Annotated in this window: 16 protein-coding genes; 10 read left to right on the forward strand and 6 right to left on the reverse strand. The window is 69.6% G+C overall.

Annotated elements, in window-relative coordinates; genetic code table 11:
• Positions 1-247 precede the first annotated feature (247 nt).
• The gene (locus ACQ66R_RS20135) at positions 248-523 is read left to right on the forward strand and encodes a hypothetical protein (RefSeq protein WP_430424884.1); all 276 of its coding nucleotides are present in this window, start codon (positions 248-250) and stop codon (positions 521-523) included.
• Positions 524-597: 74 nt separating this feature from the next.
• Here ACQ66R_RS20135 and hutC read toward each other — a convergent pair whose 3' ends face one another.
• Positions 598-1,305 carry a histidine utilization repressor gene (hutC, locus tag ACQ66R_RS20140; RefSeq protein WP_430424886.1) on the reverse strand — a complete coding sequence of 236 codons (708 nt, stop codon included), beginning with the start codon at positions 1,303-1,305 and terminating at the stop codon, positions 598-600.
• Between the two features lie 159 nt (positions 1,306-1,464).
• On the opposite strand from hutC, the gene hutH reads away from it, so the two are divergent.
• The 3 genes from hutH to ACQ66R_RS20155 all read left to right on the forward strand — a co-directional run bounded on the left by hutH (position 1,465) and on the right by ACQ66R_RS20155 (position 4,965).
• The gene (hutH, locus tag ACQ66R_RS20145; RefSeq protein WP_430424888.1) at positions 1,465-2,991 is read left to right on the forward strand and encodes a histidine ammonia-lyase; all 1,527 of its coding nucleotides are present in this window, start codon (positions 1,465-1,467) and stop codon (positions 2,989-2,991) included.
• A gap of 60 nt (positions 2,992-3,051) precedes the next feature.
• Positions 3,052-3,912 (forward strand): SDR family oxidoreductase, encoded by an 861-nt coding sequence (locus ACQ66R_RS20150; protein ID WP_430424890.1) that lies wholly within the window; start codon positions 3,052-3,054, stop codon positions 3,910-3,912.
• 210 nt (positions 3,913-4,122) lie between these two features.
• Positions 4,123-4,965 carry a hypothetical protein gene (locus ACQ66R_RS20155; RefSeq protein ID WP_430424892.1) on the forward strand — a complete coding sequence of 281 codons (843 nt, stop codon included), beginning with the start codon at positions 4,123-4,125 and terminating at the stop codon, positions 4,963-4,965.
• Here the strand turns inward: ACQ66R_RS20155 and ACQ66R_RS20160 are convergent.
• The 4 genes from ACQ66R_RS20160 to ACQ66R_RS20175 all read right to left on the reverse strand — a co-directional run bounded on the left by ACQ66R_RS20160 (position 4,910) and on the right by ACQ66R_RS20175 (position 8,612).
• Complete coding sequence (locus ACQ66R_RS20160) at positions 4,910-5,614, reverse strand: hypothetical protein (RefSeq protein WP_430424894.1); 705 nt, start codon at positions 5,612-5,614, stop codon at positions 4,910-4,912. The genes ACQ66R_RS20155 and ACQ66R_RS20160 overlap by 56 nt on opposite strands.
• Before the next feature lie 82 nt (positions 5,615-5,696).
• Entirely contained in the window at positions 5,697-6,542 is an 846-nt protein-coding gene (locus ACQ66R_RS20165; RefSeq protein ID WP_430424896.1) for an alpha/beta fold hydrolase, read from the reverse strand.
• A gap of 95 nt (positions 6,543-6,637) precedes the next feature.
• Positions 6,638-7,630 carry an MBL fold metallo-hydrolase gene (locus ACQ66R_RS20170; protein WP_430424898.1) on the reverse strand — a complete coding sequence of 331 codons (993 nt, stop codon included), beginning with the start codon at positions 7,628-7,630 and terminating at the stop codon, positions 6,638-6,640.
• A 73-nt stretch (positions 7,631-7,703) separates the two neighbouring features.
• Positions 7,704-8,612: a LysR family transcriptional regulator gene (locus ACQ66R_RS20175; protein WP_430424900.1), complete on the reverse strand. Its 909-nt coding sequence runs from the start codon at positions 8,610-8,612 to the stop codon at positions 7,704-7,706.
• 87 nt (positions 8,613-8,699) lie between these two features.
• On the opposite strand from ACQ66R_RS20175, the gene ACQ66R_RS20180 reads away from it, so the two are divergent.
• From ACQ66R_RS20180 to ACQ66R_RS20195, 4 genes are read left to right on the forward strand one after another with little or no spacing between them, the layout of a single operon-like run.
• On the forward strand, positions 8,700-10,232 hold the full coding sequence (locus ACQ66R_RS20180) for a sulfatase-like hydrolase/transferase (protein ID WP_430424902.1): 1,533 nt from the start codon (positions 8,700-8,702) through the stop codon (positions 10,230-10,232).
• A 47-nt stretch (positions 10,233-10,279) separates the two neighbouring features.
• Positions 10,280-10,987 carry a TetR/AcrR family transcriptional regulator gene (locus ACQ66R_RS20185; RefSeq protein WP_430424904.1) on the forward strand — a complete coding sequence of 236 codons (708 nt, stop codon included), beginning with the start codon at positions 10,280-10,282 and terminating at the stop codon, positions 10,985-10,987.
• A gap of 31 nt (positions 10,988-11,018) precedes the next feature.
• Positions 11,019-11,504 (forward strand): hypothetical protein, encoded by a 486-nt coding sequence (locus ACQ66R_RS20190; RefSeq protein ID WP_430424906.1) that lies wholly within the window; start codon positions 11,019-11,021, stop codon positions 11,502-11,504.
• A 44-nt stretch (positions 11,505-11,548) separates the two neighbouring features.
• Complete coding sequence (locus ACQ66R_RS20195; RefSeq protein WP_430424908.1) at positions 11,549-11,980, forward strand: DUF3806 domain-containing protein; 432 nt, start codon at positions 11,549-11,551, stop codon at positions 11,978-11,980.
• A gap of 29 nt (positions 11,981-12,009) precedes the next feature.
• Here ACQ66R_RS20195 and ACQ66R_RS20200 read toward each other — a convergent pair whose 3' ends face one another.
• Entirely contained in the window at positions 12,010-12,708 is a 699-nt protein-coding gene (locus tag ACQ66R_RS20200) for a hypothetical protein (protein WP_430424910.1), read from the reverse strand.
• 254 nt (positions 12,709-12,962) lie between these two features.
• Here ACQ66R_RS20200 and ACQ66R_RS20205 point away from each other — a divergent pair, with 254 nt between their 5' ends.
• Together ACQ66R_RS20205 and ACQ66R_RS20210 are read left to right on the forward strand one after the other, a co-directional pair.
• Positions 12,963-15,203, forward strand: coding sequence for a TonB-dependent receptor (locus ACQ66R_RS20205; protein ID WP_430424912.1), 2,241 nt, complete (start codon positions 12,963-12,965; stop codon positions 15,201-15,203).
• Positions 15,200-16,204 carry an alpha/beta hydrolase family protein gene (locus tag ACQ66R_RS20210; protein WP_430424914.1) on the forward strand — a complete coding sequence of 335 codons (1,005 nt, stop codon included), beginning with the start codon at positions 15,200-15,202 and terminating at the stop codon, positions 16,202-16,204. The genes ACQ66R_RS20205 and ACQ66R_RS20210 overlap by 4 nt, the downstream gene beginning before the upstream one ends.
• Positions 16,205-16,263: the final 59 nt, after the last annotated feature.

Below are 16,263 nucleotides of genomic sequence, written 5' to 3' on the forward strand. Positions count from 1 at the left end.
GTCCCGTCTCCACGATGATGATGATTACCACCGTCACCTCCGAAGCGGGGCGAACGCGCGCGAGTTAAGACCTCCGGCGGATCGCAAGATCAGAACCCCGCTTCCGAAAGGCAGCGGGGTTTTTTGTTGCGCCTCGCCGGTCCCCTACCAATCCAAAGGAGACCGACCATGACCCTGATGACGATCGCCCTCGAAACCCGCCCGATCCGGGTGGCGCGCGCCGCCGCGCGCGTGAGGGGGCGAAGCGATGAGCGATAGCCTCTGTGCGCGCCGCCACTGCTTCGTGGTCGAGGCGGCCGACGAGTTCGATGCGGTGATCCGCGTGCTGACGCCGTTCGCGGTCCAGGCGGCCCAGCTCGCCAGCGTGACCATGGAACGTGGCCCGCACGGCGTGCGGATCCGGATCGAGGCAGATGGCCTGTCGAGCCAGCGGGCCGAGACGCTGGTCCAGCGGCTGCGCGCGATGCGGGTCGTGTTGGGCGTGGCGATCGGGTGGAGGCAGGCGGCGAGGGCGGCGGCTTAGCGCCAAATCCTTCCCTTCAGAACGTCATGGCCCGGACAAGCCCGGCCATGACATTCCAGATGTGGAAGTTGAGGTCAGGCCCCCGGCCCGAAGCGGGCGACGAGGTCGTAGGCGTCGCCGGGGAAGATCTGGCGGACGCGGGTGACGTGCTCGGGGCCGCGCCAAGTGCGGCGGTCGACGATCAGGCAGGCGGCGGCGGGCGCCAGCGCCAGAAGGCGGGCGATGTCGGCGTCGGCGTTGGCGGCGCTGATGCGCGTCTCGGCTTCGGTCCACGCGACGTGTTCCAGCAGCCAGGCGCCGGGTGGCGTGAGGGTGAAGTCGGCGTCGGCCATGGCGGGCGCGGCCTTGAGGCTGACGAGGCGGCGCTCCAGGGCGAAGGGGCGGCCGGCGGCGTCGTGCACGCCTTCGAGTTCCAGGAGTTGGCCGCCCGCCGCCAGCTCGGTCTCTTCAGGCGCGTCGCGGTGCGCGCTGCGGACGCGGCGGATGAGCAGGCGGAAGGCGTAGGTCTCGCCGCGGGCCAGGATCGAGGCCGGGATGTCTGGAATGTTGAGGGCCGGCGCGTGCACCTTGGGCCGGGCGACGAACGAGCCCGCGCGCCTGCGACGCACGATCAGCCCGGCGTCGGCCAGGCCGGCCATCGCCTTGCTTACGGTCATCCGCGCGCAGCCGTACTGGGCCATCAGCTGGGTCTCGAACGGCACGCGGTGGCCGGGCGCCCATTCGCCGGAGCGGATGCGGGCCTCGATGTCGGCGCGGATGCGCTGGTGCAGAGGCGCGGTCATGAGCGCGCGCCTGTGCTCGAGAAGGCGCCGGCATCGGTCACTGGACAACTCCGGGGTGGCCCCAATATGTCTAGACTTATTCGAGCACGTCGCAAGCGGCGGGCTCGATCGGCGCATGCACGCCGCCTCCCACGTCCGCGTCTTCGGAGATCAGACCCCATGCCTGCCGTGACGCTCCGCCCCGGCGACGTTCCCCTGCAGGACTGGCGCGCCATCTACCGCGGCGCCGACGTTCGCCTGGACCCGGCCTGCGTCGCCGCCGTGGCCGCCAGCGCCGAGGCGGTCGGGCGGATCGTGGCGAAGGGTGAGCCGGCCTATGGGATCAACACCGGCTTCGGGAAGCTGGCGTCGGTGCGCATTGACGCCGAGGACCTGACGACGCTCCAGCGCAACATCGTGCTGAGCCATGCGGCCGGGGTGGGGGAGGCCTCGCTCGAGCCGGTCGCGCGGCTGATGCTGGCGTTGAAGCTGGCCAGCCTGGCGCAGGGCGCCTCGGGCGTGGCGCCGGCGACCGTCGCGTTGCTGGAGGCCCTGTTGGCCAAGCGGCTCACGCCGGTGATCCCGGCGCAGGGCTCGGTCGGGGCCTCGGGCGATCTGGCCCCGCTGGCGCATATGGCGGCCGCCCTGATCGGGGTCGGCGACATCGACGTGGCGGGCGTGCGCACCCCGGCGGCCGAGGCGCTGGCCGACGCGGGTCTGGCGCCGCTGACCCTGGGGCCCAAGGAGGGCCTGGCGCTGCTGAACGGCACGCAGTTCTCGACCGCGAACGCCCTGGCGGGCCTGTTCGAGGCCGAGCGGGTGTTCCAGACGGCGCTGATCACGGGGGCGCTATCGACGGAGGCGGCGAAAGGCTCGGACACGCCCTTCGATCCGCGCATCCACGCCCTGCGCCGCCAGCCCGGGCAGATCGAGGCCGGCGACGCGCTGCGGGCGCTGATGGCCGGCTCGGCGATCCGCGCCTCGCACCTGAAGGACGACGAGCGGGTGCAGGATCCGTACTGCCTGCGTTGCCAGCCGCAGGTGATGGGGGCGGCGTTGGACGTCCTGCGCCAAGCGGCGACGACGCTGGGCTATGAGGCGAACGGCGTCTCGGACAATCCGCTGATCTTCTCCGATACGGACGAGGCGCTGTCGGGCGGCAACTTCCACGCCGAGCCGGTGGCCTTCGCGGCCGACATGATCGCGCTGACGCTATGCGAGATCGGGTCGCTGGCCGAACGGCGGGTGGCCATGCTGGTGGACGCGGCGCTGTCGGGCCTGCCGGCGTTCCTGACGCCGAAGCCGGGGCTGAACTCGGGCTTCATGATCCCGCAGGTGACCGCCGCCGCGCTGGTCTCGGAGAATAAGCAGATGGCCTATCCGGCCAGCGTCGACTCCATCCCGACGTCGGCGAACCAGGAGGACCATGTGTCGATGGCCGCCCATGGCGCGCGGCGGCTGCTGGCGATGGCGAAGAACGTGCAGGCGGTGGTGGGGATCGAGCTGCTCGCCGCCGCCCAGGGCTGCGACTTCCACGAGCCGCTGACGTCGAGCCCGCCTCTGGAGGCCGTGCGTCGGTTGCTGCGCGACCGTGTTCCGCACCTGGAAGACGACCGCCACTTCCACCCCGACCTGATGGCCGCGGGCGCGCTGGTGGCCGACGGGGCGGTCGTGGAGGCGGCGGCCCAAACGCTGCCGGGGGTCTAAGCCTTGCCGTCCGCCGCGCTGTCCCCACCTTAGACGCGGGCAACATCGGGCGGGGAACACATGGCTCAGGCAGGCAAGGCGGTCGTCGTAACGGGCGTCTCGACGGGGATCGGGCTGGCGACGGCGAAGGTGCTGGCGGCCAAGGGCTTCCACGTGTTCGGCAGTGTCCGGAAGGCGGCTGACGCCGAGCGCGTCGCCGCCGAGGTGGGTCCGGCCTTCACCCCACTGATCTTCGACGTCACCGACGAAGCGGGCGCACAGGCTGCGGCGCGGACGGTTGAGGCGGCGCTGGGCGGCGCGACCCTGGCGGGCCTTGTGAACAACGCCGGCATCGCGGTGGCCGGGCCGCTGATCCACCTGCCGGTGGATGAGTTCCGCAAGCAGCTGGAGGTGAACCTGACCGGCGTGGTGATCGCCACCCAGGCCTTCGCGCCGTTGCTGGGCGCCGGTTCGCCGACGGCGAAGGACCCGGGCCGGATCGTCAACATCTCGTCGGTCGGCGGCAAGACGGCCAACCCGTTCATGGCGCCCTACAACGTGTCGAAGTTCGGCCTGGAGGGCCTGTCCGAGGCGTTGCGCCGGGAACTGCTGCCGTTCGGCGTCGACGTGATCGTCGTGGCCCCAGGCGCCGTGGCCACGCCCATCTGGGACAAGGCCGACGAGACCGACACCAGCCGCTACGCCAACACCGTCTATGCGCCCGCCCTCGACCGGCTGCGCAGCTACATGCTGCAGCTGGGCCGCTCGGGCCTGCCCGCGGAACGCATCGGCGAGGTGATCCACACGGCCCTGACGACGCCCAAGCCCAAGGTCCGCTACACCGTCTCGCCCAGCCCGATGCAGGTGTTCATGAGCGAGTACGTGCTGCCGAAGCGGACCATGGACCGGATCGTCGGGAAGCGGTTGGGGCTGATCGAGTAGGGCGCTACCTCGAGGCCGCGAAGCGACGCCTCTCCCTTTGATCGACCACGGAAAACATGGAAGGCCACGGAAGCGCGGCTTCACCTCGGTGTCCTTCCGTGGTCCCTTCGAGGGCGGATCGCCCGCTGCGCGGGCCGGGTCGCGACTGCGGCGCTTTTCGAAGGTCCGGTTCGGAGTCAGGATGCGTCCAACCAAAATAGGGAGGACGCCATGGCCGTGACTGAACTGGCGGGAGAGTTCCGCGTACCGCGCAATGCGTTCCAGCAGGCGCCGGGGTCGATCCACAACGACGCGGTGGCCTCGAAGCTGGGATTCAAGGGCGGCACGGTGCCGGGGTCGGTCCACATGGACCAGTTCGTGCCGATGCTGCTGGAGATCTACGGCGAGCGCTGGTTCCAGCGTGGGGACATGTCGCTGCACTTCACCCAGGCGACCGTCGACGCGGAGAAGGTGCGGGCGGTCGTGACGCTCGGCGAAGGGCGCGCGCGCCTTTCGATGTTCAACGAGGCGGGCGCCAAGATCTGCGAGGGCACGGCCAGCGCCAACGCGCCGGACTCGCTGTCCGAGCTGGCCCGCAAGCTGCCGATGCAGACGCCGGCTGAGCCCGGGCGGCTGCGCATCCTGGCCGGTCACGCCGTGGGCGATGAGGTGTTCGACATCCCGCTGCGGGTCGAGGTGGCCGACCTCCAGAGCTCGCTGGAGCGGATCACCGAACCGCACCGGCTCTACAGCGAGGACCATGTCCTGCCGCCGTCGCATCTGGTCCGGCTGGCGCATGGGGCGCGCTCGCGGGTGCTGTCGAAGGTGGGGAGCTCGGTGGGGCTGTTCGGGTCGCTCGAGGTGCGCCAGTACCGCGGGCCGTTGCGGGCCGGCCTCGACTATGTGGGCCGCACCAGGATCCTGCGGCTGACGGAAAGTCCGAAGGCCGAGAACGTCTGGTACGACGTCGTCATCGCCGACCCGGCCACGGGCGACGACGTCGGCTGCGTTCAGTTCGTCATCCGCCTGATGAAGGCCTCCTCTGACCTATGGGCGGACGGCGCTCGGGCCTAGGACCGTCCTTGCCGGGAACGGCCTGGGCCGGCGTCGGCTTGAGGTCAATGGCCAGGACCACGCCGTCGCCGTCGGGATCCAGGACCGCAAAGCGGCGATCGGCGGCCGCGCGCCATTCCTTGGGGCTGACGTTCATCGAGAAGTCCGCGTCGGCGCCGCGCACCGGATGGGGTTCGTTGACCAGACCGTAGACGGCCGCGCCCTGATGGCGGTGGTCGGCCTGGTTGCGGCCGGGGGGGCCGCGGCGGCCCACGGGCGGCCCGCCGCCCAGGGCGTCGCGCGCGATCTCGGGCACCAGCTGTTCTTCCCAGCGCTGGGCCTCGATCATGCCCAGCTGGCCGTTGCCGTCGGCGTCCAGCGCCTTGAACCAGATCTCGGCGTCGGTTCGGAACTCGTCGCGGGTCAGGCGCCCGTCGTGGTCGGCGTCGGCCTGGGCGAACCAGGCGACGACCGGGTAGGGCTGGTCGGGCGGGGCGCGGAACGGCTGACCGGCGGGGCTGATGAACAACTGAGCCCGAGGCGGCGGGGGCCCGCGAGGCTCCTGCGGCCGGACATAGACCTCCTCGGGCGGGGGGGGCGGCTGGAAGGCGGCCGCGGGCCACGCGCAGGCGCCGAACGCCAGGACGCCGACCCAGAAGCTCGAACGCATACGACTTTCCCCGACGGTGAGAGCGTCAGGTTCCACGTCGATGGCGGCGACGCAATGTCGCCGCCGCCACAATTCGCACGCGTCAGGCGGTCGCGCCGATGTCCTTGCCCTGCAGCCAGGCCAGCAGGTCGGCGTTGATCACGTCCGGATGGGTGGCGGCCATGCCGTGATCGAAGCCGGGATAGACCTTCAGCGTTCCCTTCTGCAGGAGCTTGATCGCCTTGAGCGCGGAGTCGGCGATCGGCACGATCTGGTCGTCGTCGCCGTGCATCAGCAGGACCGGCACGTCGATCTTCCTCAGGTCTTCGGTGAAGTCCGTCTCGGAGAAGGCTTTGACGCAGTCGTAGTGCGGCTTGATCCCGCCCATCATCCCCTGCAGCCACCACCTGTCGATGAGGCCCTGGTTCACCGTCGCGCCCGGCCGGTTGAAGCCGTAGAAGGGGCCGGTCGGCAGCACCTTGAAGAAGTTCGAGCGGTCGTTGAGCGTGCCGTCGCGAATGCCGTCGAACACCTCCATCGGCAGGCCTTCGGGGTTGGCGTCGGTCTTCAGCATGATGGGCGGCACCGCGCCCAAGAGCACGCCGGCGGCCGCGCGGTCGGTCCCGTGGCGGCCGAGGTAGCGGGCGACCTCGCCGCCGCCGGTGGAGTGGCCGACGTGGATGGCGTCCCTCAGGTCCAGCGCCAGGACCAGCGCGCGCAGGTCGTCGGCATAGGTGTCCATCTCATTGCCGTCCCACGTCTGGGTCGAGCGGCCATGGCCCCGGCGGTCGTGGGCGATCACGCGGTAGCCGTGGTTGGCGAAGAACATCAGCTGGGCGTCCCAATCGTCGGACGACAGGGGCCATCCGTGGCTGAAGACGATGGGCTGTCCGGAGCCCCAGTCCTTGTAGAAGATATCGACGCCGGGCTGGACCGCGATCGTGGGCATGGGGGGCTCCGTGGGTTGGGGAGCCTCACCCTGCGCACAGCCCGTGACGCTTCCAACCTTTCGGCGGCCCGGGCCAGTAAAACCTTCGTGCGGCGTCAGTAGGCGCCGAAACGCACGTCGCTGCTGCCTGCCGGAAGCTCGATTGTCATGCCGTCCTTGGCCAGGCGCCAGTCCAGCTTGCCGCCGTCTTCCATGCCCTTGGCGAAGGTCTCGGGCGAGAAGATGGGCAGGCCGGCCTGGGTCAGGTGGGTCAGCACCAGGGCCTTCACGCCGGCGGCGCGGGCCAGGTCGGCCGCCTCGACCGGCTCGGTGTGGTAGGTGACCGTGTCGGCCATGATCGAGCTCAGCCGCGCGTTGCCCATGGTCTTCAGGCCGGCGGCCATCTGGCGGGTCATGGCGTTGTTCTGCGCCTCATGGATCAGCACGTCGGCGCCCTTGGCGGCCGTGGCGAGCGGCGGCCACTTGCGGGTGTCGCCGCTGATGACCACGGAGCGGCCCTTGTAGTCGAAACGGTAGGCGAAGGCCGGGTCGATCGGATCGTGGGCGACGCGGATGGCGGTGACGGTGAGGTCGCCGTCCTTCCAGGCCACGGCCACGCCGTCGGGCTTGGCGATGGTGACCACCTTGGGCTGCAGCAGGCCGGTCGGCAGGTCGAACGTGGCGCCGTGCTCGTGGTGCGCCTTGCGGAAACGGTGGTCGTCCTCGTAGGCGAGGTTCATGCCCTTCGCGAGCTTGTCGACCCCGGCGGGGCCGACGACGGTGAGCGGCTGCGCGCGGCCGCCGACCCAGCTCTGCATGTTGAACTCGCCCAGGTCGCCGATGTGGTCGGAATGGAGATGGGTGATGAACACCGCCTTGGCCGTCGCGACGGGCACGCGCCAGCTCATCAGGTTTTCGGTGGCCTCGGGACCGATGTCGACGAGATAGAGCGCGCCGCCGGCCTGGACGGCCGTGCAGGGCTTGGCGCGACCCGCGATCGGCAGGGGCCCGGACGTCCCGCAGAAGACCACGCGCAGGCCGTCGAAGGCCTGAGCCTTCGCCGTCGCGGGCAGGAGGATGAGCAGGAGGATGGCGATCAGGCGGGACATGCGGGACCTCGCAGCGCAATGGGGCGGACCAGATATGGCCGAGCCTGGCGCGCCCCACCATAGCTGACAGCTATCAGGCGGCCGCCATGCGGGGGTTTTGGGTAACAGCGGCCTTGGACAGCTCGGCCATGGCCTTGATCAGCGGCGATCGCCAGCGCTCGGCGGTGGTCAGCATCCAGCAGGCGTAGGGGACGTCGAGGGTGGACGAGACGATCTTCAGGTGGCCATCGCGCAGCTGAGGCTCGAACAGGAACGAGGCGCCCATGGCGATGGTGTCGGTGTCGATCGCCCGCTGGATGATCAGGGCATAGTCGTCGCTGACGAAGGCCCGGAGGTTGTCGGCTTCCTCGCGGGTCATGTCGCCGGCCCATCGCTCGACGCCGGGCAGCACGTTGGGCAGCGCGAAGGGATAGGCCAGCAGCTCGCGGGGGCCCGCGTCGGCGAGGGCGAGGGCCGGGTGGCCGGGACGGACGGCCAGGACGATGGCGTCCTCGAACAGCTTCTTGCGGATCAGCTCGCCGTAGCGGGCGGCATGCTCGGAGTAGCCGAAGGCCATGTCGACTCGGCCGTCGTGCAGCGCCTTCATCACGCCGGGCCCGGTCTCCTGGATCGTCTCGACGTGCAGCTTGGGGAAGCGGATGGCGATGCGGCGCAGCAGTTCGGGCAGGGGCTTCAGGCGGGAGGCGGGACCGACGGCGATGCGGACGCGGCCTTCCTCGCCGCGGGCCAGTTGCTCCAGGTCGCGGGAGAGGGCGGCGACGCCCTGCAGCAGGGTCTCGGCGCGCTGGGCCACAAACGCGCCGTAGGCGGTGGGACGCGCCGCGCCGCCGTTGCGGTCGAACAGCTTGAGCGACAGCTGGGCCTCGAGACGGGCGATGCTTTTCGAGAGGGTCGGCTGGGAAATCTGGAGCTTTCGCGCAGCCCCCGAGAACCCGCCGGCGCGGCAGATCTCCAGAATCTGTTCGAGGTGACGAAGCTCCATGCCCTGAGGCTATAGCATCGCCGCGCAGGCTTGTGCAGATCATGCGCGCCGTTCCCGCTAGCTTCAGGGCAAACCGGAGTTCAACCGATGCGCAAGACCCTCGTCGCCACCGCCGCCCTCGGCCTGGCGCTGGCCGCCATGCCCGCCCACGCCGCGCCGGCCCGCAAGCCCAACGTGATCGTGATCCTGGCCGACGACCTGGGCTATGGCGATACCGGCGTCTACGGCAGCAAGATCGTCAAGACGCCCAACATCGACGCGCTGGCGCGCGACGGCGTGCGCTTCACCCAGGGCTATGTGAGCCATCCGGTCTGCGCGCCCTCACGGGCGGCGCTGCTGACGGGCCGCTACCAGACCCGCTTCGGCTACGAGTTCAATCCGGTAGGCCGCGACCGCAACGGCGGCGTCTCGCTGGACGAGACCTTCATCGGCCAGGTGATGCAGAAGGCCGGCTATCGCACCGGGATGGTGGGCAAGTGGCATCTGGGTCAGTCGGGCGACTATCACCCCGTGGCGCGCGGATTCGACGAGTACTTCGGCACGACGGCCGGCGCGAACGCGTTCATCGTCGACACCAGGCCGGGCGACGAGTTCCACACCCCGCCCGGCGCCGAGGCTACCTACGGGACGGCGGAGGGCGGCGGCGGCCTGGGGTCGGGGACTGAGGCGCAGCAGATGGTCGTCCTGCGTCAGCGTTCGCCGATCACCCGGGGCCGCGATCCCGTCGAGGTGAAGGAATATCTGACCGACGCCTTCACGGACGAAGCGGTGCGCTTCATCGGCGCGAACAAGGACAAGCCGTTCTTCCTGTATCTGGCCCACACCACGCCGCACACGCCGTTGCAGGCCCCCGCCAAGTACATCGAGCGCTACAAGGACGTGCCCAACAAGGGGCAGCGGGTCTATGCCGCCATGGTCTCGGCGCTGGACGACAGCGTGGGCGCCGTGCGCGCCAAGCTGAAGGCCGAGGGTCTCGAGAAGGACACGCTGATCGTCCTGCTCTCGGACAACGGCTGCGCCGGCTACGTGGGCGACGCCTGCACCAACTCGCCGCTCAACGGCTACAAGGGCACGCACCTGGAGGGGGGCGTCCGGGTGCCCTTCGTCATGGCCTGGCCGGGTCACATCGCGCCGAAGGTGGAGACGCGGGTGGTGTCCAGTCTGGATATCGCCCCCACGGCGGCGGCGCTGGCCGGCGCGACGATGCCCAAGGGTTCGGACGGCGTGAACCTGATCCCCTACCTGACCGGCAAGAACGCGGCGACGCCGAACCCCACGCTGTATTGGCGCTCGGGCCCGAACTTCGCCATCCGCGACGGCGACTGGAAGATGTGGATGGTCAACCGCGCCGACCCCTCGGAGCAGGCGAGCACGGGCTCGAGCATCACGCCCGACGGGGTGCAGGCCAAGATGTCGCCGCTGGGCCGCTTCGTGATGCTCTACAACCTCAAGGACGACCCCAGCGAGACCAAGAACCTGGCCAAGGACCAGCCGGACGTCGTGGCGCGCCTGCAGGCCAAGATCGAAGCCTGGGACAAGGCCAACGTGCCGGCGCAGTGGACCAGCATGCGACAGTCGACGCGCGAGATCGAAGGCGAACTGGTGAAGCTGTACCCCTGACATAGCCATTGGCTATTCGGCGATGGCGTGGTGACGGGCGCGGGCCTGTGCCAGCTTGCCGCCCGACCCGGAGTTCGACCCTGACCAAGCCGCTGACCGCCGCCAACGATCCCGCCCCGCCGGTCACCGAGCGCGAGGCCGAACGCCGCGAGCAGTTCATGCGGGTGGCCGCAGGCGTGTTCCGTCAGCATGGCCTGGCCCGGGCGACGATGGAACAGGTGGCCGCCGCCGCCGGGGTGACCAAGGTGGTGCTCTATCGGCGCTTCCCCTCGAAGGACGCGCTGATCCTGGCGATCTTCGCCGAGGCGGTGCGCCGCCTGAAGCTGCAGGACGCCAAGCCCTGGACCGGCTATGGCGGCGGGATGCGCCGCGCGCTGGCGGCGGCGCGCAGTTTCGAGGACGGCTTCATTCTGCTGGTGCGCCATGGCGACCAGAACCCGGCCTATCAGGCCAGCCATGCGGCGCTGCGGCTGCGCACCGGCCTGCGGCTGAGATCACTGCTCTGGTACCCCGATCCGCCGCCGCCAAGGGGCCAGCGCCCAGGTCTGCTGGAGCTGTCGCTCGAGCCGATGATCTCGTTCTGCAACGACGCCCTGGCCTACTGGGTCGAGAAGGGCGATCCGGCGAAGGACGAGCTCTTCATCCGCTGGTGCGGCGAGATGATCCGCGCGTGGCGCCACAACGCCGCCCAGCTGCTCGACCTGGATTCGCCCGAGCAGGAATGGCCACTGGACACCGAGGGCCTGCTGCCGTGAGCGGCGGCCCCACAGAGTTTGGAGGAACAGCATGGTGAGCCGCAGGGAAGCCCTGATCGGGGCCGGGATCGCTATGGCCGCGGCGACGGACGCCGCCGGTCAGCCGGTGAAGGCGGGGGCGGTGAAGCCCGAGCACGCCCAGTTCGCCGCCGAGATCGCCGCGGCGCAGGGGCGGCTGGACGCGTTCATGACCGCCTTCAACGCCCGGGACATCCCGGCCTACGAGGCCACGTTCAACTTCCCGCACGTGCGCTTCGCGTCCAGCAAGGTGACGATCATCAACCCCGGCTTTCACAAGCCCGAGATGTTCACGACCGGGGCGCTGGCCGACTGGGACCACTCGGCCTGGGCCCGGCGTGACGTGATCCACGCCGGCGCCGACAAGGTGCACATCGACACGCGGTTCAACCGCTACCGCAAGGACGGCAGCGTGATCGGCGGGTTCGACTCGATCTACATCGTGACGCGGGTGGACGGCCGCTGGGGCATTCAGGGCCGTTCGAGCTTCGCGCCGTAGGCTTGAGCCTGGATTTTTGACGTCGCGACAGTCATCGTTTCTACATGCACGAGGATGCTTCTCCGCCGCTCAGGGCAAGTGAACGCGAGCGCATTGAGGCGGCCCGCGAGTGGGTCAAAGGTCATTTTGGCGACCAGCTGCATGAACGCTATGCACCCCTGGAAGGGAAGCTACGCGTCGTCGACGCCATTGTTCGCAACGGCTGGGTTGAACCGAGCGAGACATGGAAGCTTCAGGCCCTGGGCGTCGCCCTCGGGGATGCTCTCGCGCAGAAGCTGATGCTGGATTGGGTGACCGTCGAGGACGAGTATGGCTGTGATCCCGCGCTGAATTGGCCGGGTACCTCAGTCTACAGCTACCCTCTGACGATGATCTCCAAGCGCATTGAGCGCGGAGAAGCGGTGGACGTGCGGGAGTTGTTTGAAGACGCCTGCGCTCACCTGAGCGAGATGGCGCACTCCGGACGATACGTGTGATCTCTCTGGGCCATGTCTGAGGTCGCGCCCTACAACGGAACCAGCAGCGTCGAGTCGTTCCAGGTGTCGCGCGTGATCAGCTGGCGGCGCTGGAAGGCGGCCATGGCGGCGGTGTCGGGGTTGCGGGACGCTTCCCAGACGCCGTGGTCCTTGTAGCGGGTCAGCAGCAACAGGCGCGTCTGGCCGGCGGCCTTGTCGGCGGCGGTCTGTTCGGCGGTGAACAGGCCGAAGATGTTGGTGTCGAAGCGAGCCTCGAAGTCGCGCCAGCCGGTGGTCGACAGCTCGATGAACTCGGGCAGCGACGGGGTGGCGATGACGAACCAGCGGTGGACATAGATCCCGCCGGGCTTGAGCCGGTCGGTGGGCGAGGGCCGCGCGGTCGCCTGCAGGCGGTGGCGCTCGACGGACTTGACGCCCGGCGCCTTCGCGAGCGCGGCCATCGCGGCGTCCCGCCCGTTCGCATCGGGCGACCAGCCAACCAGCAATGCCGCCTGGCGCGCGTGCCAGCCGATCTGCGGACTGAAGAGGCCCAGCGGCGTTCCGCCTGCCTTGTCCAGGCCGGCCGCGCGGACATGGTCGGCAAAGGCGCGGGTCGGCGGCGCTCCGGGCGGGGCGCCGAGGTCGAGGAACAGGTAGTCGTACACACGCGCCTCCGCGGCCCTGGCGGCCGGCGCCAGCAGGAGAGCGCCCGATGCGGCGAGCCAGCGGCGGCGATCCATGGCGGTCATGAGCCACAGTCCCGCCCGCGTCGCGCGCGCGTCAAGGGGACAAGGCGCTATGGCTCCAAGCCCCGCAGGCATTGGAAATCGCGGTTCGCCGCCGATAGCGTCAGATGGCTGTCACGCTTCGGTAACGGCCGTCGGTCGGGACCGGGCAATCCAGAAATTCTGCGGGCGGCGCAATTTTATTCCTACTGAAGCGGTGGGAATAAACATCTACCGAAAGCCCTCCGTTCAAGGGGCGAGTGAGTGAGGGGGAAGACATGAACCAACGGATGCTGGCAGCGCGTGCGTCGATCGTGGCGCTGTGCTGCGCGATCGCGTCGCCTGTGCTGGCGCAGGCTTCGGACGACAGCCAGGTCGAGGAGGTGCTGGTCACGGCCCGTAAGCGCGAGGAGCGCCTGCGCGACGTGCCCGTGGCGGCCACCGCGCTGGGCGCCGAGGACATCCAGGCGCAGGGCGGGCTGGCCAACGCTCAGCAGCTGCTCTCGAACTCGCCGGGCGTGAACTTCGCCAACACGTCCAACGCCCTGACGTCGGATGTCTCGATCCGGGGATCAGGGACGTCGCGCGCCACCAACGCCGAGGCCGGCGTCGGCCTGTTCCGGAACGGCGCGTACATCGGCGGCGGCAACGTGGCCGGGCGCACGTTCACCGGCATCGACCTGTTCGACATCCAGCGCGTCGAGGTGTTGCGCGGCGTGCAGGGCGGCCTGGGCGGTCGCAACGCCTCGGGCGGGACGATCAACGTCGTTTCGGCCCGGCCGACCGACAAGTTCGAGGGCTATGTGCTGGGGACCGTCGGCTCGCACCAGAAGCGCGAAGTCGAGGTGGTGGCCAACCTGCCCATCAGCGAGAACTGGTCCACCCGCTTCAGCGTCGCCCTGGGCGACCAGGACAAGGGCTTCTACCACCTCTACACGATCGACCGGTACGCCGACGCGACCTACCGGCAGTTCTTCCGGGGACAGCTCCGCTACAACAGCGGCCCGTTCACGGCGAACCTGATGCTGGAGCGTTCGAACGAGCGCGTCCCAGGCCTCGTCTATCAGGTCGTGCAGTTCGCCAACACCAACTTCCCGCAGGGCTATTTCACCGACAAGTACCGGACGCCGTGGAACACGGACTCCACGGGCAAGCAGCGCCTCAGCAACCTGGAATTCACCACCGAGACCGAGCTCGGCTGGGCGACGCTGTCGACCATCGTCAACCTGCGCGCCCGCCACGGCCAGAACCAGTACGACCGGGACGCCCTGTCCCGACCGTTCTTCGACGAGCTGCTGGCGATACCGGGGCGCGTGTCGGCGGCGGGGCTGAACGCCATCCGCAATGCCGATTACAACCAGGGCGGCGACCAGATCGACTACGCCCGGATCAGCTACTACGACGCCCATCTCGTCGGAGAGACGAACGGCTTCAACTGGGTGGCCGGCGGCGAATGGTATCTGCTCAACGACACCACCTCGAACATCCTGGGTAAGTCGCCGACGGCGGCCAGCAACAATTTCGGCACCATCACCCGCGGCCGGTCGCGCTATTCGTCGTACGCGGTATATGGCTCGGTGGACCGTGACCTGACCGAGCAGCTGAAGGTCTCGGGCGACCTGCGCTACACCCACGACGACCGCGACTTCCTGGCACGCCAGTTCCTCTATGTGTCCGACATCCCGGTCGTCGGCGCGGCGGTCAACCCGACGGGGTCGCGGACGCAGAGCAACGTCTCGTACACGGCCACCGTGTCGTACAAGCCGACGGACCTGATGCTGCTGTACGCCAAGGTCGGCTCGGCCTATCGCGCCGGCGGCTTCAACGGCAACCTCGGCGACCCGCGCCAGGATCCCGCGCTGGCCCCGCCGCCCGAGTTCGACAACGAGACGGTCACCGCCTACGAGGTCGGCTTCAAGGGCAACCTGGGCCCCAGCATCTACGTCACGGGCGCCGCCTACTCGAACAAGTACAAGAACCTCGTCATCCAGGGCGACAACGGCTGCCGCGCCAACAACCCCGCGTGCCCGGTCCAGGCGACCTCGTACGCGTTCAACGCCGGTCCCGCGCGGCTGTGGGGCATCGAACTGGAGGCCACGGCGCGGGCCGAACTGGCCGGGGGCAACCTGCGGGTCACCGTGGGCGGCTCGCGGCAGGGCGGCAAGGTCACCGCCGGCCGCTATGATGGCTTCCGACAGCCGCAGCAGCCCAAGTGGACTGAGACGTTCACGGTCAACTACCGGCGCGACATCACCGACGACGTCAGCGGCTATGTGAACATCAACGGCAGCGCCCGGCAGGGCGGCGTACAGGAGGCCAACCAGACGACGCTGCTGCACGATTACGTGCTGTTCAACGTGCGCGCCGGCGTCACCTGGCAGCAGTTCGATCTGACGGGCTTCGTGAACAACGCCGGCCAGGAGAACTACCTCGTGTTCCACGCCCCGTCGGCCACCGGCGACGTGCGCCGCTACAACCTGCCCCGCACCTGGGGCGCCCAGCTGCGGTACAAGTGGTGAGACTGCGGGGGCTGATCCTGGCGGCGGCGCTGGCTCTGGCGCCGCTCGCGGCCCAGGCCGTCGAGGTCGACGTCGTGCGCGGCGAATGGACCGACGCGGCGCGGGGCGGACGGATCGTGCCCTACAAGCTGTACCTGCCGAAGGGCGCGGGGCCGTTCCCGGTGGTGGTGCACAGCCACGGCCTGGGCGGCAACCGCGAGGCCTCGACCTACATCCTGCAGGCGGTAGCCGAGGCGGGCTATGTCGTGGTGACCCTGCAGCACGCGGGGTCGGACAGCGGCATCCTGGGCGGAGGCGGCCGGCCAGCCACCGAGGCGGGGGTCGTGGCTGCGGGCCGGGCCGGCATGACCGCCGAGGCGGCGCAGGGCCGCTATGGCGACCTGCCCTTCGCCCTGGACCAGATCGCGAAGGACCCGGCGCTGAAGGGCAAGGTCGACCTGGCCCACATCGGCATGTCGGGCCACTCGTTCGGCGCGCTGTCGACCCTGACCGCCGTGGGCCAGCGGCTGGCCTCGGCGCCGGCCGAGACCCGCTATGCCGAGCCTCGGATCAAGGCGGCGATCGCCTACAGCCCGAACAAGCCGCGGGGCGACGATCCGAAGGCGGCGTTCGCGCGCATCAAGACGCCGATGCTCCACTTCACGGGGAGCGCGGACTCGACGCCCTTCGACCTCGAGAAGACGCCGTTCGAACGGACGACGCCGTACCAGGCGATTTCTGGGGCCGACCAGTACCTGATCTACCTCGACGGCGCCGACCATGCGCTGTTCGGCGGCCGCCGGCTTGTCACCGGCCAGCTGAAGCCGATCGACCCGCCGCAGATGGAGATCGTGAAGGCCGAGACGGTTCGGTTCTGGAACGCCTATCTCAAGGGCGACAAGACGGCGCTGGCCGAACTCTGCGCCCTGCCTAAGCGGATCGACCCGGCGGGCGACGGCTATGTGAAGGCGCCGCGCTGCGGACCCCCGACGCCCATCGCGCCGGTGGACGGCCTGCGCTAGCGTCGCCCCATGGACCCTCTCACCGCCTCCCGCCGCGCCGTTCTGAGCGCGGGCGCGCT

This window comes from Phenylobacterium sp., assembly GCF_965284355.1.
Lineage (GTDB): Bacteria > Pseudomonadota > Alphaproteobacteria > Caulobacterales > Caulobacteraceae > Phenylobacterium.